The 24827-nt window shown below is 71.8% G+C and carries 23 protein-coding genes; 11 read left to right on the top strand and 12 right to left on the bottom strand.

Annotated elements, in window-relative coordinates; genetic code table 11:
* Positions 1 to 34: 34 nt before the first annotated feature.
* On the bottom strand, positions 35 to 1021 hold the full coding sequence (locus OHO83_RS37040) for a DUF6397 family protein (protein WP_330280366.1): 987 nt from the start codon (positions 1019 to 1021) through the stop codon (positions 35 to 37).
* Positions 1022 to 1131: 110 nt separating this feature from the next.
* Entirely contained in the window at positions 1132 to 1530 is a 399-nt protein-coding gene (locus OHO83_RS37035) for a roadblock/LC7 domain-containing protein (RefSeq protein ID WP_266667948.1), read from the bottom strand.
* A 96-nt stretch (positions 1531 to 1626) separates the two neighbouring features.
* Here OHO83_RS37035 and OHO83_RS37030 point away from each other — a divergent pair, with 96 nt between their 5' ends.
* A complete protein-coding gene (locus tag OHO83_RS37030; protein ID WP_266667949.1) occupies positions 1627 to 2055 on the top strand; it encodes a PPOX class F420-dependent oxidoreductase in 429 nt (142 codons plus the stop codon).
* 12 nt (positions 2056 to 2067) lie between these two features.
* Here OHO83_RS37030 and OHO83_RS37025 read toward each other — a convergent pair whose 3' ends face one another.
* The 5 genes from OHO83_RS37025 to OHO83_RS37005 are packed head-to-tail and all read right to left on the bottom strand — an operon-like array spanning position 2068 to position 6915.
* Complete coding sequence (locus OHO83_RS37025; RefSeq protein ID WP_266667950.1) at positions 2068 to 2673, bottom strand: GTP-binding protein; 606 nt, start codon at positions 2671 to 2673, stop codon at positions 2068 to 2070.
* On the bottom strand, positions 2654 to 3085 hold the full coding sequence (locus tag OHO83_RS37020) for a DUF742 domain-containing protein (RefSeq protein ID WP_116500195.1): 432 nt from the start codon (positions 3083 to 3085) through the stop codon (positions 2654 to 2656). Before OHO83_RS37020 ends, OHO83_RS37025 begins: the two co-directional genes overlap by 20 nt.
* Before the next feature lie 16 nt (positions 3086 to 3101).
* Complete coding sequence (locus OHO83_RS37015) at positions 3102 to 3539, bottom strand: roadblock/LC7 domain-containing protein (protein ID WP_266667951.1); 438 nt, start codon at positions 3537 to 3539, stop codon at positions 3102 to 3104.
* The gene (locus OHO83_RS37010; RefSeq protein ID WP_266667952.1) at positions 3536 to 6085 is read right to left on the bottom strand and encodes a sensor histidine kinase; all 2550 of its coding nucleotides are present in this window, start codon (positions 6083 to 6085) and stop codon (positions 3536 to 3538) included. Before OHO83_RS37010 ends, OHO83_RS37015 begins: the two co-directional genes overlap by 4 nt.
* A 56-nt stretch (positions 6086 to 6141) precedes the next feature.
* Positions 6142 to 6915 carry an MHYT domain-containing protein gene (locus tag OHO83_RS37005; RefSeq protein WP_330280365.1) on the bottom strand — a complete coding sequence of 258 codons (774 nt, stop codon included), beginning with the start codon at positions 6913 to 6915 and terminating at the stop codon, positions 6142 to 6144.
* Positions 6916 to 7140: 225 nt separating this feature from the next.
* Between OHO83_RS37005 and OHO83_RS37000 the strand changes: the two genes are divergently transcribed.
* Positions 7141 to 7740 (top strand): class I SAM-dependent methyltransferase, encoded by a 600-nt coding sequence (locus tag OHO83_RS37000; protein WP_266667956.1) that lies wholly within the window; start codon positions 7141 to 7143, stop codon positions 7738 to 7740.
* On the opposite strand, the gene OHO83_RS36995 is transcribed toward OHO83_RS37000, so the two are convergent.
* Positions 7737 to 8516 (bottom strand): alpha/beta fold hydrolase, encoded by a 780-nt coding sequence (locus OHO83_RS36995; RefSeq protein ID WP_266676168.1) that lies wholly within the window; start codon positions 8514 to 8516, stop codon positions 7737 to 7739. The two genes, OHO83_RS37000 and OHO83_RS36995, sit on opposite strands and share 4 nt — an antisense overlap.
* 136 nt (positions 8517 to 8652) lie before the next feature.
* Between OHO83_RS36995 and OHO83_RS36990 the strand changes: the two genes are divergently transcribed.
* The 4 genes from OHO83_RS36990 (at position 8653) to OHO83_RS36975 (ending at position 12285) form a co-directional block, all read left to right on the top strand.
* The gene (locus tag OHO83_RS36990; RefSeq protein WP_266667957.1) at positions 8653 to 9198 is read left to right on the top strand and encodes a PadR family transcriptional regulator; all 546 of its coding nucleotides are present in this window, start codon (positions 8653 to 8655) and stop codon (positions 9196 to 9198) included.
* A gap of 71 nt (positions 9199 to 9269) precedes the next feature.
* Positions 9270 to 9566 carry a hypothetical protein gene (locus OHO83_RS36985; RefSeq protein WP_266667959.1) on the top strand — a complete coding sequence of 99 codons (297 nt, stop codon included), beginning with the start codon at positions 9270 to 9272 and terminating at the stop codon, positions 9564 to 9566.
* A 178-nt stretch (positions 9567 to 9744) separates the two neighbouring features.
* Positions 9745 to 10704 (top strand): hypothetical protein, encoded by a 960-nt coding sequence (locus OHO83_RS36980; protein ID WP_330280364.1) that lies wholly within the window; start codon positions 9745 to 9747, stop codon positions 10702 to 10704.
* Between the two features lie 177 nt (positions 10705 to 10881).
* Positions 10882 to 12285, top strand: a complete 1404-nt coding sequence (locus tag OHO83_RS36975; RefSeq protein ID WP_266667963.1) for a tannase/feruloyl esterase family alpha/beta hydrolase — start codon at positions 10882 to 10884, stop codon at positions 12283 to 12285.
* A 9-nt stretch (positions 12286 to 12294) separates the two neighbouring features.
* Here the strand turns inward: OHO83_RS36975 and OHO83_RS36970 are convergent, their stop codons facing one another.
* Both OHO83_RS36970 and OHO83_RS36965 read right to left on the bottom strand, forming a co-directional pair.
* Positions 12295 to 12477 (bottom strand): hypothetical protein, encoded by a 183-nt coding sequence (locus OHO83_RS36970; RefSeq protein WP_266667965.1) that lies wholly within the window; start codon positions 12475 to 12477, stop codon positions 12295 to 12297.
* Positions 12478 to 12760: 283 nt separating this feature from the next.
* Positions 12761 to 13816, bottom strand: a complete 1056-nt coding sequence (locus OHO83_RS36965) for a fatty acid desaturase family protein (protein ID WP_330280363.1) — start codon at positions 13814 to 13816, stop codon at positions 12761 to 12763.
* Between the two features lie 319 nt (positions 13817 to 14135).
* On the opposite strand from OHO83_RS36965, the gene OHO83_RS36960 reads away from it, so the two are divergent.
* From OHO83_RS36960 to OHO83_RS36950, 3 genes are all read left to right on the top strand, one after another.
* The gene (locus tag OHO83_RS36960; protein WP_330280362.1) at positions 14136 to 17006 is read left to right on the top strand and encodes a DEAD/DEAH box helicase; all 2871 of its coding nucleotides are present in this window, start codon (positions 14136 to 14138) and stop codon (positions 17004 to 17006) included.
* On the top strand, positions 17003 to 18340 hold the full coding sequence (locus OHO83_RS36955) for an SWIM zinc finger family protein (protein ID WP_330280361.1): 1338 nt from the start codon (positions 17003 to 17005) through the stop codon (positions 18338 to 18340). Before OHO83_RS36960 ends, OHO83_RS36955 begins: the two co-directional genes overlap by 4 nt.
* A gap of 220 nt (positions 18341 to 18560) precedes the next feature.
* A complete protein-coding gene (locus OHO83_RS36950; protein ID WP_330280360.1) occupies positions 18561 to 20753 on the top strand; it encodes an alpha-N-acetylglucosaminidase in 2193 nt (730 codons plus the stop codon).
* A gap of 62 nt (positions 20754 to 20815) precedes the next feature.
* On the opposite strand, the gene OHO83_RS36945 is transcribed toward OHO83_RS36950, so the two are convergent.
* Positions 20816 to 22045, bottom strand: coding sequence for an acyl-CoA dehydrogenase family protein (locus OHO83_RS36945; protein ID WP_266667975.1), 1230 nt, complete (start codon positions 22043 to 22045; stop codon positions 20816 to 20818).
* 164 nt (positions 22046 to 22209) lie between these two features.
* On the opposite strand from OHO83_RS36945, the gene OHO83_RS36940 reads away from it, so the two are divergent.
* Positions 22210 to 22866, top strand: a complete 657-nt coding sequence (locus OHO83_RS36940; RefSeq protein WP_266667977.1) for a TetR family transcriptional regulator — start codon at positions 22210 to 22212, stop codon at positions 22864 to 22866.
* Positions 22867 to 22876: 10 nt separating this feature from the next.
* Here the strand turns inward: OHO83_RS36940 and def are convergent, their stop codons facing one another.
* The gene (def, locus tag OHO83_RS36935) at positions 22877 to 23431 is read right to left on the bottom strand and encodes a peptide deformylase (protein ID WP_326714192.1); all 555 of its coding nucleotides are present in this window, start codon (positions 23429 to 23431) and stop codon (positions 22877 to 22879) included.
* Positions 23432 to 23572: 141 nt separating this feature from the next.
* Between def and OHO83_RS36930 the strand changes: the two genes are divergently transcribed.
* On the top strand, positions 23573 to 24811 hold the full coding sequence (locus OHO83_RS36930; protein WP_266667981.1) for a Mur ligase family protein: 1239 nt from the start codon (positions 23573 to 23575) through the stop codon (positions 24809 to 24811).
* Positions 24812 to 24827: the final 16 nt, after the last annotated feature.

Genomic DNA, 24827 nt, shown 5'->3' with positions numbered 1-24827 from the left:
CATCCTCCCGAACCGCCGCCGCCACAGGCCCGGTTCAAGCTCCTCTGCGGCGCAGCCAGCCGAGCAGTCCGCGCGACGGGCGGCGTGGCTCGGCCACGACCGGACACTGCTCGCCCGCCCCGGTGGCCACTCCCGCCGCCTCGACATCCGGCTCCGGCGGGGCCACTCCATTTGAGTACGTGGCCGGCGCGAGCCGTTCTTGGTCCGCGGCGACGGAAGTGCCCGCGTTCGGTCGCGGCGCGGGCCTCAGGCGTCGCGCCTCCGCCAGGCTGAGCAGCAGGCTCGCCCTCAGCCGGCTGATCTCGTGCGGGTCGTCCGCTGTCATGATCCGCTCGGCGATGCGTGCCGATGGCGAGTCGGGCGCCCCGTGACCGGCCGACTCGGGCCGCAGTTTGCTCAGATAGCCGCGCTCGTAGGGGCACTTGACGAGTTCCAGGATCGTCCCCGGGTCCAGGAGGGATGCGACGGCGGCGGCGCGCTCCCATGCGTCGGTGCTCTGCCCGAGCAGGTGGCCCGCGTGCCGCGACCGCCAGTTCCGGGGCCGGAGGTCGATCCCCGCGTCGAGGCGGGCGCGCATTCGGTCGGGTGCGCGTCCCGTCATCAGCGGTGCGTTGACCTCTGCCGTCGCGAACTCCCGTAGCTCTTCGGCCAGATAGAGCCAGACCACAGCCCGGTAGCGATTGAGGTAGAAGCGGACCGGCGTCAGCATCCCCGCGCGGGCTAGCCGGGTGAACCTCGCCGTGGTGAAGTCCATGAGGCCCGCACCTTCCGTGGTCCCCACGGCCCGGACACGCTCCCGCAGCGAATCCGGGAAGCCCGCGGTGTCACGCACCCGCTCGATCTCCTCGCGGGCCACACGGCGGCGCCCGCCGTCGTGAGCCGGTACGGTGCGGACGCGTCCGAGTCGTACCGCCAGCTCGAACTCGCCCCGTTTCAGACCCAGCTCGCGAGCCGCCCTGCTCTGGGCGAGCGAGGCGGTGGGTACCCGCGTGGCCGGTGTCGCAATCGTGTTGCCACCCATGTCTGATCTCCCCCGTGAGTCGTGATCGCTCCCGGGAAAAACCGTAGCCCGGATCCCTCCCGCGCCGCTGAGCCTGTGGATAACTCCGACTGGCTCGACGTTTGTGCAGGTCAGGAGCCTTCTGCTCGGCGGGCTCCCACACCGAGGTGCTCGCCGACCCGATTGACGAGCAGTGTCATCTCGTAGGCGACCTGGCCGATGTCGGCCTCGGCCGAGCTGAGGACGCACAGGCAGCTGCCGTCACCCGCGGCCGTCACGAAGAGTACGGCGTCGTCGAACTCGACCATCGTCTGCCGGACGCCGCCGGCACCGAAGTGCCGCCCGGATCCCTTGGCCAGGCTGTGCAATCCGGACGACACGGCCGCCAGATGCTCGGCGTCCTCCCGCATGAGGTCGCTGCTCGCTCCGGTGACCAGACCGTCGTTGGACAGGACGAGAGCGTGGCGTACATGTTCGACACGCTCTGTCAGGTCGTCCAGCAGCCAGCCGAGCCCCTCGTTGTCCGCCATGATCCCGACTCCCCCATTCCCTATCGCTCCCCTACCCGGAGGATCTGTCTCGCCAGCCTTCCCCACGCCCGGCATCTCGGCAAGCAGGATGACCCCATGGCACACAAGATGACCGATGAGGAATGGCGGGCGTTCGTCTCCGAGGGGACCCGTACCGCCAAGCTGTCCACCGTGCGGGCCGACGGCAGCCCGCACATCGCGCCTGTCTGGTTCGTCCTCGACGGCGAGGATCTCCTGTTCAACACCGGCAAGGACACCGTGAAGGGCCGCAATCTCGCCCGGGACAACCGGGTGGCCCTGTGCGTGGAAGACGACCGGCCGCCGTTCTCCTTCACCGTGATCGAGGGCCGTGCCGAACTCGTCGAGGACCTCGGGCAGTTGCGGGAGTCCGCCACGAGGATCGGCGCGCGCTACATGGGCGAGGACCGCGCCCAGGAGTTCGGCGAGCGCAACGGCGTGCCCGGCGAGCTCCTGGTGCGCGTGCGGATCGAGAAGGTCGTGGCCCTCGCGGGGCTCACCGACTGACGGCGTCGCACCTCAGCCCACGGAGTCGAGGAGCCGGGCGGTGTGCATCCGCCCGGCGTACTCGACGAGCCGGATCAGCACCTCCTTCCCCGAGTCGCGGTCGCGGGCGTCGCACAGCACGACGGGGGTCCCGCGGTCGAGGTCGAGGGCACGCGACACCTCGAGGGCACCGTAAGCACGCGCGTTCGTGAAGCAGTTGACCGCCACCACGAACGGGATGCGGCGATGCTCGAAGTAGTCCACGGCGGGAAAGCTGTCCTCCAGCCGGCGGGTGTCCGCGAGGACGACGGCGCCCAGGGCGCCCTGCGAGAGTTCGTCCCAGAGAAACCAGAAACGGTCCTGGCCCGGCGTGCCGAACAGATAGAGCGAGAGACCGGAGCGGATGGTGATGCGGCCGAAGTCCATGGCGACGGTCGTCGTGGTCTTGCGCTCCACGGCTCCGGTGTCGTCCACGTTCTGGCCGAGCTCGCTGAGCAGTTCCTCGGTGCGCAGCGGTCGGATCTCGCTCACGGCGCCGACCAGGGTGGTCTTGCCCACGCCGAATCCGCCCGCGACCAGGATCTTCAGAGCCAGGGCGGAGCTGTCGGCGTTCGTCTCTTCAGAGTGCTCGGAGGCCATCGATGACTTCCCTCAAGATCTTTTCGTCGGGTAGCTGAGCGGGCGGCACGGGCCGGCTGACCTTGACGCAACCCATGTCGAGAAGGTCGCCCAGGAGCACTCTGACCACCCCTACGGGGAGGTCGGTGCCCGCGGCGAGTTCGGCGACCGACTGCGTCTCGGTGCGGCACAGCTCGATGAGCGCCCGGTGCTCGGGACCGAGCGCCGTGTCGTCGTCCTTGCCGGGCGCGGCGTCGTCGAGCTTGACGAGTGCGATCAGGTCGAAACGCACCCCTCTGGGACCGGGTGAGGTGCGCCCGCCGGTCATCGCGTAGGGGCGGACCAGGGGCCCGGCCTCGTTGTCGTACCACTGGCTGCCCGACCTGTCCGGGCTGCCCTGTCCCTGGTCGTCCCTGTGGCCGTGATCGTTCATCGTCGTGGCCGTCCGGTCATCCGGCGGCGGGCGGCTGCGCGGCGAACCGCGGTGGTGTGTAGAGGTGTTCGCCGACCCGCTTGACCATGCGGGCCATCTCATAGGCGACGAGGCCGATGTCGGCGTCGGCCGTGCTGAGGACGGCGAGGCAGGAACCGTCGCCCGCGGCCGCGACGAAGAGGAAGCCGTCGTCCATCTCGACCATGGTCTGGCGGACGCCGCCCGCTCCGAAGTGCCGGCCTGCCCCCTTGGCGAGGCTGTGGAAGCCGGAGGCGACGGCGGCCAGGTGTTCGGCGTCCTCGCGGCCGAGACCGCTCGACGCGCCGACGGCGAGCCCGTCGTTGGACAGGACGACCGCGTGCCTCAGCTCGGCCACACGCTGCACCAGGTCGTCGAGGAGCCAGTCGAGTTCTCCGGACCGGGGCGCGGCGCCCATGGTGGGGTCCTGGATCATGTGGGATCTCCTTCGGTGCTGTCGCGGCCGGGCACGGGTCCTGAGCCGGTTCCTGGTGGGCGGCCGCCGCCCCGGACCCAGCCGTCACGGAAGGCCGCCATGCGCTGCCGTGCCTGTTCGGGCGTCCGTGCGTCGGGTTCCTGGTGCTGTGCGCCGCTGTCCTGCTCCTCCGGCCGCTCGCGCAGCTGGGGCGCGAGGCTCGCCTGCCGCACCCGCTTGGGCAGTCCGTCCGGCGATTCGTCGTCGGTGTCGTCCGCGTTGTTCGCGTTGTTCGCGGGCTGCCTGCGCAGGCGCAGGGCGGTGACTCCCGGGGGTGGTGGGGCGTCGTGAGCCGTGTCGGCGTCCGGCACGGCGTGTACGGCGGCGGCGATGGCGGGGCGCGGCCCCTGGGCGGGCACGGATTTGCCGTTCATGTGGGGTGCTTCCGGGTCGGGCACGCGCGCGTAGTGGTGCTCCGTCGCGTGTTCCTGGGTGGTGTCCGCCCGCTCCGGGGTTCCGGCGTGCAGCAGGGGTGTGGGCAGCAGGACGACCGTGGTGGTGCCGCCGTAGGGCGAGGTGCGCAGGTGCACCTTGATGCCGTGGCGGTGGGCGAGCCGGCTGACCACGAAGAGCCCGAGCCGGTCGCTGTCGAACAGGTCGAGCGCTTCGGAGTGGGCGATGCGGTTGTTGGCCTCGGTGAGGGTCTCCTTGCCCATGCCGAGGCCCCGGTCCTCGATCTCCAGGGCGTAGCCGTTTCCGACGGGTTCGCCGCTGACTCTCACCTTGGTGTGCGGTGGGGAGAACTGGGCGGCGTTCTCGACGAGTTCGGCCAGGAGATGGGTGAGGTCGGCGACAGCCGCGCCCTGTACGGAGGCCCCGGGCAGTTGCCGTACCTCCACGCGCGCGTAGTCCTCGACTTCGGAGACGGCCGCGCGGACCACGTTGGTCAGCGAGACGGGGGTGCGCCAGGCGCGGCCCGGGGCGGCTCCGGAGAGGATGATCAGGCTTTCCGCGTGGCGCCTCATGCGGGTCGTGAGGTGGTCGAGACGGAAGAGGTCGCTGAGTTCGTTCGGGTCCTCGGCCCTGCGCTCCATGGCGTCGAGGAGGCCGAGCTGACGGTGTACGAGGACCTGGCTGCGGCGGGCGAGGTTGACGAAGACCCCGGAGATCCCGCTGGCGAGTTCCGCGCGTTCGGCGGCGGCGCGCAGGGCTGCCCTGTGCACCGTGCCGAGCGCCTCGGCGACCTGCCCGATCTCGTCCTCGGCGGGAGGGCCTTCCGGTGCCTCGGCGCTGACGTCGATCTCCTCGCCGGCGCGCAGTTTCCGCATGGCCTGCGGAAGTTTGCGCCGGGCGATCTCCAGGGCTCTGTTGCGCAGGCTGATCAGTTCGATGACCAGGCCCCGGCCGATGCGTACGGAGATCACTAGGGAGGCGGCGACGGCCAGCAGGCCGAAGAGGACCGCGGCACCCGCGGGCGTGAGCAGTCCGCGGGTGATCGGATCCGCCCGGACCCCGGCCGTGCGCGCGGCGTCCGTCTCGATCGAGCGGAACCGGTTCTGCACGGTCGTGTGCGCGCTGTCCCAGGTGAGTGCGGGTGCCGCCGCGAGCGCCGCACTGCCGGGCCTGGCGGCGAGCGCCTTGTCCTCGACGGCGTGTACGTCGCCGTACGCGCTCCCCTCCACGAGGTGGCGCCAGGCGGTCCGTTGCGGTGCCGGGAGGTCGGCGACGGCCGATTCGGCGAGGGTCCGCCGGGTGTCGACCGCTCCGGTGAACAGCCGTAGCCGTGCGCCGTCCAGGGAGCCCGCGAGCCGCGCGGCGGCGAGCAGGGAGTCCTCGCGGGCGAGCATCTCGCCGGACCGTGAGAACTCGAGCAGCACGCGCGCGTCGGAGCCGAGACGGTCGTCCTGGATCCCGGTCACCGCGCCGGTCACCGCGAACGCCGAGTCGATCGTCTTCGTGTACTGGCCGTACGCGCCCTCCCAGCCGGTGCGTCGGCCGAGCACCGCGCTGCGCACGGCGCGCAGTTTCTCGGTCCCGGTGACGAACGCCGACAGGCGCTCACCGACGCGGGCGGGCAGATCGGCGCCGTCCGCGACGGTGTTGCCGTCGCCGAGGCGGAGCTTCGCCACGGCCTTGTCGGTCGCCGAAGTGCGCTTCCTCAGGTCGTCACCGCGGTCGGCCGCCGGCTTCGCGGCGTAGGCCACGGCCGCGGTGCGTTCGGCCTGGAGCGCGACGACAGCGTCGGCCACAGGGCCACGGACCGTGGAGTCGACCCGCTGCAACTGCCGCATGCGGGCGACGTCCTGGGCGGTGGTGACCGTCGCGTACGCCCAGAGGGCGAGCAGCGAGACGACGGGCACCATCAGGAGGCACACGATCTTGGCACGTACGGTGCGGGGCCGCAGTCCTCGGCCGGCCGCGCGTGCGGGAGGCACGGTCGGAGCGGACGGGTCGTCCACCGTGTGATCCTCTTCCGCGGGCGGTCCGGCGTGCGCGCGCCGTCCGCGCGCCAGGGGCGCGGGCTTGGGCGGCGCGCCGTTGATGGGGGTCCTACGGGGTGTACGCATGGCCTCCTCGCTCGTGGTGCGCTCGTTCTGGGAAGGGTCGTGGCGCCGGTCCACCGTCAGCGGGCGACGCTCTCGACGGGCCGTTGGGCCGACGCGGAGGCCTCGCGCTCCCCCGTGGTGGGTGACAGCGCGACGAACGCGGACGTCAGGAAGAGGTAGGACCCGAGGCCGACGGCGAGGGGGAAGATGAACTGCATCGCCGTGGCCCCGGGCAGGGCCGCTGCGGAGGACGCGACCTTCACGCTCACCGCCATCATTCCGGTGTAGTGCATGCTGCTCACCGCGCCGCCCATGACGAGGGAGGCGACCGCGACGGCGGCGGGCGACTTGATGTTGAGTCCGGCCCAGAGGGCGGCCGTCGCGGCGACGACGGCGATGGCGACGGAGAGCCCCACGAGCAGCAGGTCGTAGCGCACCTGGCCGTGCAGGCGCAGCGCCGCCATGCCCAGGTAGTGCATGCTCGCGACGCCGAGTCCCGTGGTGAGCCCGCCGAGGGCGAGGGCGCGGTTGCGGTCGCGGCTGTAGCCGACGGCGAAGACGCCGACGCCCACGACGGCCACGGCGACGACCAGGCTGAGGACGGTGAGCGGCACGTCGTAGCGGATCTCCGTCCCGGTGACGCCGAAGCCGAGCATCGCCACGAAGTGCATCGTCCAGATGCCCGTGCCGATCGCGGACGCCGCGGTGATCAGCCAGTTGCGCCGCGAACGGCCGGTGGCGCCGAGGGCGCGGACGGTGCAGCGCAGACCGAGCGCGGCGCCGATGGCGGCCATCACGTATGACAGCACGGGGGTAAGCCAGCCGAAGGTGGCGTGGTCCAGGTGTCCCATGGCTCCGGGACGCTAGACCTCTCGGGGGCGCACAACAGGGGCGCGTTTCGAAAGCTGCTGGAATATGACAGAGAGACGCGCGTGAACGATCGCGTCAGGCTCGAACATGTGCACCGTCCGCGCATGCGGCGGTTTCGGTTCGCACCGGTTCTCATCGGTCGCATGCGGAGTTTTCGATCCCCCACCCCCGTCCATGCGCGCCCGCACGCGAGGGATCATGGGGTCATGAGCGACGACCACACGCACGTTCAGGAGTTCTTCTCGGCCCGCGCGGCCCACTGGGACACACGGTTCCCCGACGACGGTCCGCGCTTCGAGGCGGCCGTCGCCGAGTTGGGGCTCCGCACGGGCGACCGGGTGCTCGACGCGGGATGCGGCACCGGACGCGCCCTGCCGGCGCTCAGGGACGCCGTGGGGCCTTCGGGGGCCGTACTCGGCGTCGACCTGACGCCCGCGATGCTGGAGGCCGCCGCGCGGGCGGGACGGGATCGCGCCGGCTCGCTGATGCTCGCCGACGTGACGCGCCTACCCGTACGGTCCCAGTCGCTCGACGCCGTCTTCGGTTCCGGCCTTGTCGCGCACCTGCCCCGACCCCAGGAGAATCTGCGGGAGTTGGCGAGGGTGGTGCGCCCGGGTGGACTCCTCGCGCTGTTCCACCCCATCGGGCGAGCGGCACTGGCCGCCCGACAGAGCCGCGAGCTCACCCCGGACGACCTGCGCGCCGAACCGAACCTCCGCTCGCTGCTGGCCGGTTCGGGCTGGCGGATGACCTCGTACGTGGATGAGGACGCCCGTTTCCTGGCGCTGGCGGAGCGCCGGGGCTAACGCGTGCCGGGCGACGTGAGAACGTGGTCCGCCACCGCCGCGGCGAAGGCCTCCGCGTTGTCGAACATGACGTTGTGCCCGGCGTCGGGCACGGTACGCACGCGTACACCCGCAGCCTCGAGGCCCGCGCGGTCCGCGAGTTCGCCGCTGCGCGCGCCCTGGAGATACAGCCGGTCGATGTCCAGGTCCATGAGCATCCGCCGCATGGTGGGGCGGGTGCCTTGAGCGAGTCCGACAGCGGTTCGGTGCAGGGCGAGGGGGTCCGCCAGACGCATGGTGGCCGCCCATAGAGGACCGACCTTGGCGAGCACGCGCGCGTGGCCGACGCCGTTGACGTACTCGTCCTCCCCGTAGGAGGCGATTCCGCTGCTGCCCTCCACACGGGGAGGGTACGGGTCGAGGTTCGCCTCGGTGAGCACGAGCCGCGAGACGAGGTCGCGGCGCAGGTGGGCGAGAACGATCGCCACGGCGCCGCCCATGCTGTGCGCGACGAGCTCGGCCCCGGACACACCGGCCGCGTCGAGAGCGGCCGCCAGAGCATCGGCGTGGTCGTCCAGCGAGTACCCGAAGTCGGCGGGCCGGTCACTGATGCCGTGCCCCGGCAGATCGACGAACAGCGAACGCCGGCCCGCGAGTTCGGGCCGTCCGGCGATGTGCGCATGGTAGACGGTCGAGGCGGACCCCAGCCCATGGACGTACACCAGCGGAGCCCCGTCCCCGTCGGCCTCGACCCAGCGGATACAGCTCCCCTGCGCGTCGAACCGGGCCTGCTTCATCATGCGCTCCCACTCCCTCTCCCCAGCAACCGCACAGCCCCGCCCTTACGAGGCACTCCGTAGAGCATACATCGGGACCGATGTATTACTAGGTCGATGTACACCGAACCCGGAGGGCGTGCGGCACAATGGGGGCATGCTGGAACTCGCCATCCTCGGTTTCCTCTACGAAGCGCCCCTGCACGGATACGAGCTGCGCAAACGGATCACGGCACTGACCGGACACGTACGGCCCGTCGCCGAGAGCACGCTCTATCCGGCGATCAAGCGTCTGGAGAAGGCGGGCCTGCTCACCCGCGAGACGCAGCCGGGGTCGGTCGCCGCCCAGCGCCACGTCCTCAACCTCACGGCAGCGGGCCGGGAGGAGCTCCGCGGCAGACTGGCCGAGCCCGGCCGGGCCGACATCACCGACGAGAACCGCTGGTTCACGATCCTCGCGTTCCTGCGGCACCTCGACGACCCGGCGGCGCAGGCGACCGTGCTCGCGCGCAGACTGGCATTCCTGGAGGAACCGGCCAGCTTCTTCTACGAGGGTGAACGCCCTCTGCGCGCCGAGGAGTTGGACGACCCGTTCCGCCGCGGCATCCTCACCATTGCCCGCGCGACCAGCCGGGCCGAACTGACCTGGCTGCGCTCCACCCTCACGGACTTGCGAGCACGCACGGAGACAAAACTCTTCTGACGCTCGAACTCCCGCTCTAAGTTGAGGAAGTGACGTACCGTCGCACACCGCACAGGGGGAAGGTGGCGTACATGTTCGACAGACTCCGCAAGGCCTTGGCCGCACGGACACCGGCCGGCGCGAGCATCGCGGCACCGTCGCGCAAGCGGCCGCCCAACCTCTTCGAGGCGGCGGCCACCTATGTGTCGGCATCCGTCGAGGACGACGAGGACAGGCTCGCCGAGGCCGCGACCTGGGTGTCTCCGGAGGCTCTGACGTTCGGCATCAACGAGCTCGCGTGCCGCGCGGTCGTCGCGCTGGCACGGGAACGCGACGAATCGCCCGAGTCGGTGGCACGGGCGCTGCTCGGCCTGCCCGCCGCCGGCTGACCTCGACTCCCGTCGACCCTCCACGGAAGGCACACGAAGTGCGCACGGGATCTTGGCATGGCCCACCCAGCGGGCGCCACACCGGGTCCCCGGGGAGAATTTCCAGCTCAACGCCCTCGACGATCTCCACCGCGACTGGTTAGGGTGCGCCGACGGACGAAGCTCAGGGGAGGCTGGCATGGCCGGGACGGACGACGCGGTCGCCGCCGGGGACGACGCGCTGTACGTACTGACGGCGGTGTTGCTGACCCCTGCGAAGTTCCCCAGTGTGCTCGGGGACGACTACCCGGAGGCATGCGGCGCGCTCGGGCTCCCACCTCTCGCCGACGGGTACGGACTCGTACTCGGGCAGGACGGGGCGGGGGCGCGCTGGACCGTCGTCATCGACGACGTGTCCCTGGTCGCCGTCGCCATCGCGTCCTGGGACTGCGGCATGGAGTACGAGTTGTCGCCCGACGAGCGGACGGTGGTCTCGGCCCTGCCGGGGTGGCCGCTCGCCCTGTCCGTGTCCGCGCCGGGCGTCCCCGACCCGCACGACCCGGAACACGACCCCGAGATCATGGACGGCCCGCCCCTCACCCCTCCGAACACGGAGACGTGGGGACCCGCCCAACGCCGCCTCGGTGCCGACGAGATCGCCCTCCAGTGGGCGTCCTGGCGGGAGCAGATCGACGACGGTGCGTTTCTGACGGAGGACTCGGACGACTCGGACGACTCGGACGACGCCTCTGGTGCGGAGGGGACGGACGGCACGAACGCCGACGGCCCCGACGCCGACAGCAAGGCCGCCCCCACCACCACCGATTCCGGCGACGCCGCCACGGCCACCACCTCCGGAAGCGACACCGAGGCGCAGAGCAGCCGGGCCCCGCACGCCGGCATCCGGCGGGTCCTCGCCGAGGTGCGCGCCTACGTGGACAGCCCGCCGCCCCTGGGCCGTGTCCGGTCGGCGTTCGCGTCCGGCGATGCCCGGACGCTCCGGGCCGACGGCCCCGGCTGGTCGATGGTGGCCCGGACGGACGACATCGCGTTCGTGCTCCTGGACGACGAGCCCGGCGAGGTGCTGCCCGTGGGGCGGGGCCCCGAGCTCCCCGGCCTCCTGGAAGCGCTCGACAAGATGGCCGTGCGCCCCTCCTGACCTCTCCCGCGGCGGGCCACCCGGCCCGCCGCGCGCAGGCCGCCCTGTATTTCCCGCGCCCCACATACCGCTCCCCTCCCCCATGTGGCCCCGGCCCATGGCCCGGTGACCGGTCCCGCCCGCACGATGGCCCCGCTCCTCACCCTTGCCGGTCCCTCGTCGTCGCGGAGGCTCACCATGCGCGTGTCCGGAACAGTCCCCCTCTTCGCCACAGCTCTGCTCGCGCTGGCCGCCTCGGGGCCGGTGCCCGCGGGGGCCGCCGCGGAGAGCGGCGGAGGCTCGGCGCACTGCGCGCGCCAGGAGCGGGTGCACGTCCCGGGTGCCGCCCTTCAACAGAGCGCCTGCCTCGACGACTTGACGACTGCGGCCCTGGCCGGAACCCCGTACACCGACACCGCCGACCAGGCGGGCCTCACCGCGAAGGGGACCCGCAACCCGACCGGTGTCCCTGGCTCGCAGATCGACGGGTACTTCCCGGACGACTCCACGTCGAACGCGACGCACGGCTGGCAGCACGACGCCCAGTTCGTGATCAGGCTGCCCGACCACTGGAACGGCGGCCTCGTGGTGACCGGCTCACCCGGCAACCGTAAGCAGTACTCGACGGACGCGGCGATCTCCGACCGTGTCCTGGCCCAGGGATACGCCTACGCGGCGACCGACAAGGGCAACACCGGCCCTGACTTCTACCGTGACGGAAAACGTCCCGGCGACGCGATCGTCGAGTGGAACGACCGGACCACCCAACTCACCAGAGCGGCGAAGAAGGCCGTGGCCCAGCGCTACGGCCGGGCTCCGCGGCGGACCTACATGACCGGCATCTCCAACGCCGGATATCTGACGCGCTGGCAGCTGGAGAACCATCCCGAGCTGTACGACGGAGGCGTGGACTGGGAGGGCACCCTCTGGACCGCGGACGGTCCGAACCTGCTCACGTCACTGCCGACCGCCGTCGCCTACGGGCTCGGGGAGGCCGACGCCGACGATCTGTACCGCGCGGGCTTCGCGCGCGGGTCGGAATTCCTGTGGGCCTACCACCAGAAGGCCTACTGGGGGATCACGCAGAAGATCTACCGCGCCGAGTTCGACCCCTCGTACGACTCCAAGTGCCCGGGCCCGTCGGCGGGTTCGACGACGGACGAGCTGCTCGCTCCGTGTGCGTCCGACGCCTCCTACGACTACGCGGCACGCCCCGCCTCGGTCCACCGGGCCGTCGCACGGGTCGCGCTGAGCGGGCGGATCGGCAAGCCGCTGATCACGCTCCAGGGCGACCTGGACACCCTGCTGCCGATCGCGGCCGACGCCGACGTCTACGGACGGATGGTCGACGACCGTGGGCGCGGCCGCCTGCACCGCTCGTACACCGTGCAGGACGGCACGCACACCGATGGCCTCTACGACACCTATCCCGACCGGCTGCGGCCCGTGCTGCCCTGCTACCGGTCCGCGTTCGACGTGCTCACCGCGTGGGTGGAGGACGGCACGCGACCGCCGGCCGACCACACGATCGCCAGGCCGGCGAGCGGCGACGTCGTCAACAGCTGCTCGGCGACGGAAGCGACAGCCGCCACCCGCCCGTAGCACCGTCGGTCAGCGGCCGATCTCCCTGCGTGAGACGCGGCGGAGCCTGCGCCGCTGGGAGGGGTCCAGCGCCAGGTAGGCCGCCGCCGGCACCCCGAGCACGATCAGGAGTGACGCCCACCAGGGCAGCCAGATCAACAGGATGAGTCCGGCCGCCACACCTCCTGCGGCGATCTTCGCGTTCCTCGACATCTCCGTCGCCTCCTTCGGGGGCAGCGAACCGCCCTCGCCATGAGAGGCGGGCCCCCGCCTCTACTCTCTGAAACGGACTCGCGGCCCGGGCGGTTCCTGTTCACGACCCTGAGACACCCCTGAGCCGCCACCCTGACGCATCCCTGAGCCTCGCGCAGTTCCGGAGGACTCGCACCCCTGATCCCTGCGTGACCCCAGCCAGGGCGCACGCCCTGAGCCCCGGGCGAGGAAACCCGGGGCTCAGGGCTGCACAGGGGGGCGACCGGCCCACCCGCACAGTGCCTCACTCCATGCGCAGCGGCTCCCCGACCTCGTACATGTGGCGCAGGGCCTGCCGGTAGGAGTCGACGAGCCCGGTCTCGGTGAAGGGGATGCCCAGGTCGCGGCAGTGGGTCTTGACGAGGGGCTGGGCCAGGCGCAGATGAGGGCGGGGCATGCTCGGGAAGAGGTGGTGCTCGATCTGGTAGTTGAGGCCGCCGAGGAACCAGTCGGTCAGTGCTCCACCCTTGATGTTGCGGGAGGTGAGGACCTGTCGGCGCAGATGACCCCAGCGTTCGCCGTCCGGGTCGGGCATCTCCATGCCCTTGTGGTTCGGCGCGAAGGCCATACCGAGGTGCAGGCCGAACAGTGCCTGGTGGATCGCCGCGAAGGCGAGGGCATGACCGAGCGGCATGGTGGTCAGGAGCAGGGTCACGTAGCCGATGACGTGCGCGATGAGGAGCATTCCCTCCACGGCACGCTCGCGCGGGGGCTGGCGGCGCAGGTCCTGGAAGCCGTAGAGCTTCACGGCGAGGCCCTCCAGAAGGGTCAGCGGGAAGAACAGCCAGGCCTGGTTGCGGGTGAGCCAGCGGCGGAAGCCGGAGCGGGTCGCGGCCTGCTTGCTCGTGAAGACGAGGACGTCGGCGGCCACATCGGGGTCCTTGTCGATGTGGTTGGGGTTGGCGTGGTGCCGGTTGTGCTTGTCGTTCCACCAGCTGTAGCTCATGCCGAGCAGGAGATTGCCGTGGATGAGCCCGATGACCCGGCTCACCGCGCGGTTTCCGGTGATCTGCGCGTGGCCGGCGTCGTGCCCCACGAAGGCGGTGCGCGCGCAGAGCACCGCGAGGACCGGCGCGAGCGCGAGGACCCACCAGGAACCGCCGATGAGGGCCATGCCCGTGCCGACGGCGGCGAGGGACAGGGCGTTCAACGCGATGTTGCGCACGTACCAGCCGGTGCGCCGCTCCAGGAGATCCTGGCTCTTGACGGTGCGCAGCAACGGCGTGAACTCGCTACCTTGCGGCTGCGCCCCGGCCGCTCCTGAGGAATGGTCCACTACGGGTTCGACGGCCAGGGTCATGGCGAGGTCTCCGGTCTCTGGGCATGGCGGTGGGAGTGGCAGGGGGAAGGGAAAGGCGTACTGTCCGGACGCCCTGCTCACGTGACGGCCCGACCTCAACAAAGCTAGAAATCGGCGGCCTTGGGCACCATGCGGCCACCACCCGACCGGGCGCGGGGGTAGCACCGCCCCCGAAGGGGGGCTAGCCACACCCCTTCGAGCAGGAGTGACCGGCGTCACCCTGGGATGCGGCACACCGGTCGGAGTCTTGGGGTACCCTCGGCGATTCCGCCCGGTAGTCAAATTTGAGGAATACGTCATCGCTGCCCACAGGCGTCCCGTGGCAACACTCCCCGAGATCTCCGAACTGGTCCGCTGCTGCGCTGTCTTCGTGCCCGGTGACCCGGCACGCGAAGGACGAGTCGCCTTCTGGCGCCCCGACGGCGAACGGCCTCCGCACACCGAGGCCGGCACGCCCGAGGAGTTGAGCCTCGCCGTGCCCGGAGACACCGGTGCGGAGCGCGAGTCCGTCCCCGCCGTCCTGCTGCCCGTACGCGCCGCGCTGCCGGTCCTCACGCGCGCGCGTGCCACCGCGCAGGCGCACCCGACCGCCGTCTTCTGGGGCGCCGCCTCCGTGCTCGCCCTCCAGTTCGCGGCGCGCGGCCTGCTGCTGCCCGGGCTCACGCCGACCGATCACGACGCCTGGCGCGCGGGCCCGCTACGGGCCGAGGACCTGGCGCGGGTCGGTGAACTGGCCGCCGCTATGCCGCCCGAGGCCCACGCGACACCCCTGGACGGACCGGGTCCGCTGCGCCTCCCCGCGCCCGAGGCACTGCTGCGCGCCTTCCTCGACGCCGTCGCCGACACCCTGCCCCGCTCGCCCGCGGCGAGCCTCGCGGCGGGCGCGCGGCCCTTCGCCGCGACCGAACCGCAGCAGGTGCCCGACCATCGCGCGTGGGCCGCCGATGTCGCCGCGGGACACGACGCGGGCGTGCGGATCTCGCTGCGCGTCGAGGTGCCGGGCCTCGACCGGGACCTGACGGGAGCCGCGGACGAGAAGCACGTCGCCTTCCGCGCCGTGCTCCAGATGCACAGCGTCAGCGACCCCGCGCTGGTCGCCGACGCCGGCGAGGTCTGGGCGGCACCGGGCGCTTCGGCCAAAGCGTTCGGGCCGCGGGCCCGCATGGACGCCCTGCTCGCGCTGCGGCGCGCAGCACGCGCCTGGGCCCCCCTCACGCCGCTGCTCTCGGCGGCCGTCCCTGACACGCTGGATCTCGCGGACGAGGAGATCACCGACCTGCTCGGCGCCGGTGCGCGGGCCCTCGCGGCGGCGGGCGTCGACGTGCACTGGCCCCGGCAGTTGGCGCGCCGGCTGAGCGCACGCGCGGTCATCGGCCCTCCGGACGAGAGGCCACCCGGAGGGAAGGACCCGGACCGGCTCCGGAGGGACATCCCGTCGTTCCTCGCGGCGGACGCGCTCCTCGCGTTCAACTGGCGCTTCGCGCTGGGCGACCAGGAGCTGAGCCGGGAGGAGCTCGACCGGCTCGCCGAGGCCAACCGTCCCGTGGTCAGGCTGCGCGACCAGTGGGTCCTCATCGATCCCGAGGAGGCCCGGCGCGCCCGCGAGCACCAGGACCGCAAGGTCACGCCGATCGACGCGCTCGGCGCGGTCCTGACGGGCTCCACGGAGGTCGACGGCCGCCGCGTCGACGTCCACCCGACGGGTTGGCTCGCGGAGCTGCGGGAGCGGCTCGCCGACCCGGAGGGCATGGAGCCCGTCGGACAGCCCGCCGCGCTGTCCGCCGACCTGCGCGACTACCAGCTGCGCGGCCTGAACTGGCTGGCCCGGATGACGTCCCTCGGCCTCGGTGCCTGCCTCGCCGACGACATGGGCCTGGGCAAGACGATCACGCTGATCGCCCTCCACCTGCACCGGCAGACCGCACCGGAGACCGCCGCCCCGACCCTCGTCGTCTGTCCCACGTCTCTCATGGGCAACTGGCAGCGCGAGATCGAGAAGTTCGCGCCCGGCACCCCCGTGCGCCGCTTCCACGGCGGGCGCCGCAGCCTGGACGACCTCGCCGCCGGCGAGTTCGTGCTCACCACGTACGGCACGATGCGGCTCGACGCCGCGCAACTCGCTGGCGTCGACTGGGGCATGGTCGTCACCGACGAGGCACAGCACGTCAAGAACCCGCACTCGGCGACCGCGAAGGAGCTCCGGACGATCGGTGCCCGCGCGCGCGTGGCGCTCACCGGCACCCCCGTGGAGAACAACCTGTCCGAGCTGTGGGCGATCCTCGACTGGGCGACCCCGGGGCTGCTCGGGAAGCTCGGCACGTTCCGCACGCGTTACGCGCGCGCGGTGGAGGAGGGCAAGGACCCAGCCGCCGCCCAGCGCCTGTCCCAACTGGTGCGTCCCTTCCTGCTCAGACGCCGCAAGTCGGACCCCGGCATCGCGCCCGAGCTCCCGCCGAAGACCGAGACCGACCGCGCCGTGTCCCTCACCACCGAGCAGACGGGGCTCTACGAGGCCGTGGTACGCGAGACGCTCGCCGAGATCTCCGGAGCGGACGGCATCGCCCGCCGCGGACTGATCGTCAAACTCCTCACGGGTCTCAAGCAGATCTGCAACCACCCGGCCCAGTTCCTCAAGGAGGAAGCGCCGCGCATCCCCGGCCGCTCCGGCAAGCTGGAGCTGCTCGACGAACTGCTCGACACCATCCTCTCCGAGGACGCGAGTGTCCTGGTCTTCACGCAGTACGTACAGATGGGGCGCCTGATCGAGCAGCATCTGGCAGCTCGCGGCGTGCCCTCGCAGTTCCTCCACGGCGGCACGCCCATCGCCGCGCGCGAGGCGATGGTGGGGCGCTTCCAGGAGGGCGAGGTGCCGGTCTTCCTGCTTTCCCTGAAGGCAGCGGGTACGGGCCTCAACCTCACCCGCGCCGAGCATGTCGTGCACTACGACCGCTGGTGGAACCCCGCCGTCGAGGCGCAGGCGACGGACCGCGCGTACCGGATCGGGCAGAACAGGCCGGTGCAGGTCCACCGCCTGATCGCGGAGGGGACGATCGAGGACCGGATCGCCGACATGCTGGTCCGCAAGCGGGAGTTGGCCGACGCGGTGCTCGGGTCCGGCGAGGCGGCCCTGACCGAACTGACCGATTCCGAACTGGCCGATCTGGTCGAGCTGCGAGGGGGCGCACGATGACGGACCGTCACGAGTACGACGACGACCTGTTCGACACCGAGGGCAACAGCGAGAGGGCCGGCGTATCGGATGAGGAACGTGTCTTCGCGGCGCTGGCGCCCGTCCAGGGGCGCGGCTTCGCGCAGTCGTGGTGGGGGCAGACCTGGCTCAAGGCACTGGAGGACACGGCTCTCGACCTCCAGCAGCTGAAGGCGGGACGCCGGCTCGCGCGCGCAGGGTCCGTGGGGGCGGTCTCGGTGCGGCCCGGGCGGGTCACCGCGGTCGTCGGAGACCGGGGCGGCGCCGTGTACCGCGCCGACGTGCTCCTGCAACAGCTGAGCGAGGAGGAGTGGGACCGCTTCCTCGGGATGGCGGTCGAGCGGGCGGGGCACATCGCGGCGCTGCTCGACCGTGAGATGCCGCCGCACCTGGTCGAGGACGCGGCGGCGGCTGGTGTGGAACTGCTGCCCGGAATCGGCGACTTGGAGCCGCGCTGCGCGTGTGACGCGTGGGACCACTGCGCCCACACGGCCGCGCTCTGCTATCAGCTGGCCCGTCTCCTCGACCAGGATCCGTTCGTACTGCTGCTGATGCGCGGGCGTGGCGAGCGAGTGCTGCTCGACGAACTCCAGGTGCGCAGCGTCGCGTCCGCCTCGGCCGGGACTGCAGACGAGGAGGCCGACGAGGGGCTGGTGGACGCGGACGGCGTCGACGCCACGGAGGCCTTCGCGGCGGGGAGCATACTGCCGCCGCTGCCCGCCACTTCCCCGGCGCCGTCCGCGGCGGGGCCCGTACCGTCCCTTGACACGGAGACGGAGCCGCCCCCCGGGACGGATGTGGCGGCGCTGGAGTTCCTCAGGGCGCGGGCGGCCGCCGAGGCGCACCGGATGCTGACGGATGCGCTGGCTCCCGGCCACGAACTCCGCGCACCGGATGAGGAATTGATGACCTATCAGGACGCCGCCAAACTGGCCGCGGGCGCCCCCGAGGCGTGGATCGGGGCACGGCTCGCAAAGAGGTCGGGGCGGGACGGCGACGGGCTCGCGGCGGCCGCGCTGGCATGGGAACACGGAGGCACCGCGGGCCTGTCCGTCCTGGAGGACGAGTGGACGCCGGACGCGGAGACAGCGGCACGCGCGCGTACCGCTGTCGACGCGGCCTGGGACGCCGGGGAGGGCCCGTCGTTGCGGGCGACCCGCAATCGGTGGACGGCCGCCGACTCGGGCACACAGATCCGTCTCGGCCGCGACGGTCGCTGGTGGCCGTTCCGCGAGAACCGCGGCCGGTGGCTCCCGGCGGGCCCGGCCGCCCACGACCCGGCCGCGGCGCTGTCGGCCGCCGCCGGGGACGAGTGACGTCCGGCCGGGGTGAACAGGCACGCCCTGTGTCCACCCCGGCCCGCCCCCCGAACCCCCGGCACCCGGCACCCGGCACCCGGCACCCGGCACCCGGCACCCGGCACCCGGCACCCGGCACCCGGCAAGCGCTTACCCGCGCTCCCTACCGAACCCTCCCCGCCCTCCGTAAGATCCCCGGCGCAAGTGGTCCAGTCCACTCACGCGCTTGGAGTGCTCCATGAACCTCGGTCGCCGTACCGTGCTCACCGCCCTCGGCTCCGCCGCCGCACTCGCCGCGTCCGCGCCCGCCGCCACCGCCGAGAGCGCGGCGGATTCGCGCACCCCGGCCGCCGACGCACTGGCCCGGCTGCTGCCGCGCCACCACGACCAGGTCACCTTCCGCACCGTCCCCCACCCTGCCGGCGGCACGGGCGACGCGTTCCGGGTGTCGGGGTCCAGAGGCCGCATCCTCGTCGAAGGCACCACGCCCGCCGTGCAGTTGACGGGCTTCCACCACTACCTCCGCCACCACGCCCACGCGCACTTCTCGTGGAACGGCGAGCAGACCGAGTCCCTGCCGGCGCGGCTGCCCGGCCTCGCCGCACCTCTGAGGCGCGGCGCGAACGTCGCCCACCGGTTCGCCTTCAACGACACCAACGACGGCTACACAGGCCCGTACCACGGCTGGGACTACTGGGAGCGCGAGCTCGACGTCCTCGCGCTGCACGGCTTCAACGAGGTCCTCGTCTACCTCGGCGCCGACACCGTCTACCACCGCACGTTCCAGCAATTCGGTTACCACGACGCCGAGATGCGCGCGTGGATCGCGGGCCCGGCCCACCAGCCGTGGTGGCTGCTCCAGAACATGTCCGGGTTCGGCGGCCCCGTGTCGCCTCAGTTGCTCGACCGGCGTGCGGCGCTCGCCCGCAGAGTCGTCCGCCGGATCCGCGAACTGGGCATGACACCGGTGCTCCCCGGCTACTTCGGCACCGTGCCGCCCGGCTTCGCCGACCGGAACCCGGGTGCGCACACCGTCCCCCAGGGCGATTGGGTCGGCTTCACGCGCCCCGACTGGCTCGACCCGCGCGACCCGCACTTCGCCAGGATCGCGGAAACGTTCTACCGCGTGCAGAGCGAACTGCTCGGCGACACCGCCATGTACAAGCTCGACCTGCTGCACGAGGGCGGAAGGCCGGGTGACGTGCCGGTCGGTGAGGCCGCCAAGGCGGTCGAGGAGGCGCTGCGCACCGCCCATCCCGGCGCGATCTGGAACATCCTCGGCTGGCAGACCAACCCGCGCCGCGACATCCTCGACGCCGTCGACCGCTCGAAGATGTTCATCGTCGACGGTCTCTCCGACCGTTTCCCCTCGGTGACCGACCGCGACAAGGACTGGGCAGGCACGCCGTACGCGTTCGGCTCGATCTGGAACTTCGGCGGCCATACGACGATGGGCGCCAACACCCCCGACTGGGCCTCGTCGTACGAGAGTTGGCGCACCAAGGAGAACAGTGCCCTGGACGGCATCGCACTCATGCCCGAGGGCGCCGACAACAATCCGGCCGCGTTCGCCCTCTTCAGCGATCTGCCGTGGACGGACGGCCCGGTCGAGCTGAAGAGCTGGTTCGAGCAGTGGCCCGTGCAGCGCTACGGCGGGCACGACGCGCACGCGGTGGCCGCCTGGGACGTCCTGCGCCGCACCGCCTACGGCACCACGCGCGCGGACAGCTGGAGCGAGGGCCACGACGGCCTGTTCGGCGCCCGGCCCGATCTGGACGTCTCCAGCGGGGCGTCCTGGTCGCCGGGCGCGCTGCGGTACGACCCCGAGGAGTTCGCGCGCGCCCTGCCCGAACTGCTCGCGGTCGCACCGGGCTTGCGCCGCAGCTCCGCGTACACCTACGACCTGATGGACGTCACCCGGCAGACGATCTCGCACCGCAGCCGCATCCTGCTGCCGCGGATCAAGGCCGCGTACGACGCCAAGGACCGCGCGGCGTTCGAGGAGCTGACGGGTGAGTGGTTCACATGGCTCGGGCTGCTGGAGGAGACGGTCGCCACGCAGCCGCGGCATCTGCTCGGGCGCTGGATCGCCGACGCGCGCGCGTGGGGCGCCGACGACGAGGAGCGGGACCGTCTCGAGTACGACGCGGTGTCGCTGGTGACGGTGTGGGGCCCGCGTTCGGGCGCCGACGACGGAGGTCTGCACGACTACGCGAACCGCGAGTGGGCCGGACTGATCGGCGGCCTCTACACACTGCGCTGGCGGACCTATTTCGACGGACTCGCGGCCGCCCTGGCCGACGGCACGACACCGCGGCCGGTCGACTGGTACGCCCTTGAGGACGGCTGGGTCCGCGACCACCCGGGGTACTCCGCACGGCCCTCGGGCGACATCGTCCGTATCGCCCGCAAGGTGGCCGCACGGCTCTGACCGGGCGGTACGACCGCTGAAGCCGGTGCCCTTCGCCGCGCGAAGGGCACCGGCCGCCTCGGCTAGCGGATCGGCAGACCCGAGAGGGTGCGCGCGATCACCAGGCGCTGGATCTCGCTGGTGCCCTCGAAGATCGTGTAGATCGCCGCGTCGCGGTGCATGCGCTCGACGGGGTACTCGCGGGTGAAGCCGTTGCCGCCGAGGATCTGGATGGCCTGGCCGGTGACCTTCTTGGCGGTCTCGCTCGCGAAGAGCTTCGACATCGAGCCCTCGGCCGACTCGAACTTCTTGCCCGTGGTCGCCATCCAGGAGGCACGCCACACCAGGAGCCGCGCCGCGTCGATCTGCGTGCGCATGTCGGCGAGCTGGAAGGCGACGCCCTGGTTGTCGATGATCGGTCGGCCGAACTGCGTACGCGTCCTGGCGTACTCCAGGGCCTCCTCGTAGGCGGCGCGGGCCGTGCCCACCGCCATCGCGCCGACGGCCGGACGGGACGCCTCGAACGTGGCCATGGCGGCGTTCTTCACGCGCTCGCCGCCGCCGGCCTTGGCACGTTCACGGGCGCGCGCCATGCGCTCGTCGAGCTTGTCCTTGCCGCCGAGCAGGCAGGAGCCGGGGACGCGTACGTCCTCGAGGACGACCTCGGCGGTGTGCGAGGCGCGGATGCCGTGCTTCTTGAACTTCTGCCCCTGGGACAGACCCGGCGTGTTCGGCGGGACGATGAAGGAGGCGTGGCCCTTGGAGCCGAGCTCGGGGTCGACGACGGCGACGACGACGTGGACGTTGGCGATGCCACCGTTGGTCGCCCAGGTCTTGGTGCCGTTGAGCACCCACTCGTCCTTGGCCGCGTCGTAGACGGCGCGGGTGCGCATGGAGGCCACGTCGGATCCGGCGTCCGGCTCGGACGAGCAGAAGGCGGCGACCTTGACGTCGTTGGCGTCGCCGTACATCTGGGGGATCCAGGTGCCGATCTGCTCCTCGGTGCCGTTGGCGAGGACGCCGACCGCGGCGAGCCCGGTCCCGACGATCGACAGGGCTATGCCCGCGTCACCCCAGAACAGCTCCTCCATGGCCATCGGGATGCCGAGACCCGTCGGGTCGAAGAACTGCTGCGCGTAGAAGTCCAGGGAGTAGATTCCGATCTTGGCGGCTTCCTGGATGACCGGCCACGGCGTCTCTTCGCGCTCGTCCCACTCGGCGGCCGCGGGACGGATCACATCGGCGGCGAACCCGTGGAGCCAGTCCCTGACTTCCTTCTGCTCGTCGTTCAGATCCATCGTGAACTCGGCCATGGCCCCTCCAGCACTGCGTACACTTCACACGTTACTTGCGGTAACGGCAGTCTGTTACTCGCCAGTAGCCCCTGTCAACTCCCGGCAGCCCGTTCGATGCCTTTCGGGCGTCGAGTGTTACGTTTCCCGTGCGTCAGGCCATCGCACGGGCGGGGAGAAACCTCATGGAGACCACACAGCGGACGGAACAGCAGACGTCTGCCGAGCGCCGGCGGCGTGAGCTGCTGGAGGCCGCGGACCGCGTGGTGCTCCGCGACGGGCCCGGTGCGTCCATGAACGCCATCGCGGCCGAGGCGGGCATCACCAAGCCGATCCTCTACCGGCACTTCGGCGACAAGGGCGGCCTCTACGCCGCGCTGGCCAAGCGCCACACCGACGCGCTCCTCGCCTCACTGCGGGCAGCGCTCGACGCCCCGGCCGAGCGCCGGGAGCGGGTCGAGTCGACGCTCGACACCTATCTCGCGGCGATCGAGGCGAGCCCCCAGGTGTACCGCTTCCTCATGCACCCCTCGGAGAGCGTGTCCGAGAGCGCGGCGCCGGGCGAGCAGGGCTTCTACGTGGGCAAGCACTCCGCTCCCCTGCTGCGCCGCATGGGCGAGGAGCTCGCCGAGGTCATCGAGGAGCGCGTCGACCTCGGCCCCGGCAGCCAGCAGCTCGCACGGGTCTGGGGCCACGGAATCGTCGGCATGATGCACGCCGCGGGCGACTGGTGGCTCGGCGAAAGACCCTGCTCGCGGAGCGAGTTGGTGCGCAGCCTCGCCGACCTGCTGTGGGGCAGGCTCGCGGCGGCGGGCGACAAGGTGGGCGGGCCGGGGTTCTAGCCGGACGTCCCTACGACGCCGCCGTCCCGGTCGCCCAGGAGGCCCGCGCCGCCTGGCGCAGCACCCTGCGGCGGCGCCACCCCGTGACGTGGTCCGTGTAGACCCGCCCCTCCAGGTGGTCGCACTCGTGCTGGAGACAGCGGGCGAACCAGCCCGTGCCGTGCACGACCAAGGGCTCTCCCCGCAGGTCCACGCCCTCGACGAGGACATGGTCGAAGCGGGGCGTGCCCGCCTCCAGGCCCGGCAGCGAGAGACAGCCCTCCGGGCCGCGCACGACCACGCCGTCCGCCTCGACGAGGCGCGGGTTCACGATGTGCCCGAGGTGGCGGACGTCCTCGTCGTCGGGGCAGTCGTACACGAACACCCGGGCGGACTCACCGATCTGGTTCGCCGCCAGGCCCACGCCCTGGGCGGCGTACATCGTCGCGAACAGGTCCTCCACAAGACGGCCGAGCGAGGGCCCGAAATCTGTCACCTCCTCGCAGGGCGTGTGCAGCACGGGATCACCGAGCAGGGTCAGGGGTCGTACGCGCCCGGAGGCGCCCGGGATCGAGCCGTGTCGCATGGCCGTAAGGGTACGGTCAGGGCGAGCCCCGGATCCGGGGTGGTGCCGCGGTTCGGGCTCAAAGGTGGATCTCGATAGGCTGACTCCACCAAGCGATGCCGGGGGCAGGCGCGGCGCCGTACGCAAGGAGGATCCAGAACGATGTCAGGCAACTCGGAGCCGCTGACTCCGCGGGCCAAGCTGGCCGTCACGGCGGGCAAGGCGGCCGCGGCGGTGTCCCGCGCGGCGGGCCGCGGCAGCGGATCGGTGATCGGCGGCAAGGTCGCGCTCAGGCTCGACCCCGAGCTGCTCGGGCGGCTTGCGCAGCATCTGGACGTGGTGCTCGTCTCGGCGACGAACGGCAAGACCACCACCACGCGGCTGATCGCGGAGGCCCTGCGCGCCGCCGGCCCCGTCGTGTCGAACGCGCTCGGCGCGAACATGCCCGCGGGCATCACGTCGGCGCTGGCCGGCGGCTCGGACGCGAAGTTCGGCGTGATCGAGGTCGACGAGAAGTACCTCGCGGGCGTCGCCCGCGACACCGCTCCCAAGGCCATCGCGCTGCTCAACCTCTCGCGCGACCAGCTCGACCGTGCCGCCGAGACCCGCATGCTCGCCGAGAAGTGGCGCGAGGGCCTGGCCGGTTCGAAGGCGATCGTGATCGCGAACGCGGACGACCCGCTGGTCGTCTGGGCCGCGTCCTCCTCGCCGAACGTGGTGTGGGTCGCCGCCGGCCAGGAGTGGAAGGACGACGCCTGGTCGTGCCCGTCGTGCGGCGGCGTGATGCAGCGCCCCGGCGACGACTGGTACTGCGGCGAGTGCGGCTTCCGCCGTCCGACGCCCAGCTGGGCGCTCCAGGGCGACTACGTCCTCGACCCGCACGGCTCGGCCTGGCCGATCCACCTCCAGCTCCCCGGCCGCGCCAACAAGGCGAACGCGACCTCGTCGGCCGCCGTCGCCGCGTGCTTCGGTGTGCCGCCCCAGGTGGCCCTCGAGCGCATGTACCAGGTGCAGGCGGTCGCGGGGCGCTACGACGTCGTGCAGTTCCTCGGCCGTGACCTGCGTCTGCTGCTCGCGAAGAACCCGGCGGGCTGGCTCGAAACGTTTTCCCTGATCGACCCGCCGCCCACCCCGGTGATCCTTTCGGTCAACGCACGCGGCGCCGACGGCACCGACACCTCCTGGCTGTGGGACGTCGACTACACGCGTCTGGCCGGTCACCCGATCTTCGTGATCGGCGACCGCAGGCTCGACCTCGCCGTGCGGCTCGAGGTCGCCGGCCTGGACTTCCGGGTCTGCGACAGCGTCGACGAGGCGGTGCAGTCCGCCCCGCCCGGGCGGATCGAGCTGATCGCCAACTACACCGCGTTCCAGGACGTCCGCCGCCGCGTCGGCAACTGAGACCCCGCAGAGGATT

Source organism: Streptomyces sp. NBC_00569, assembly GCF_036345255.1.
Lineage (GTDB): Bacteria > Actinomycetota > Actinomycetes > Streptomycetales > Streptomycetaceae > Streptomyces.
Note: the sequence above shows the minus strand (reverse complement) of the source record. Positions and strands in the feature narration are given on the sequence as shown.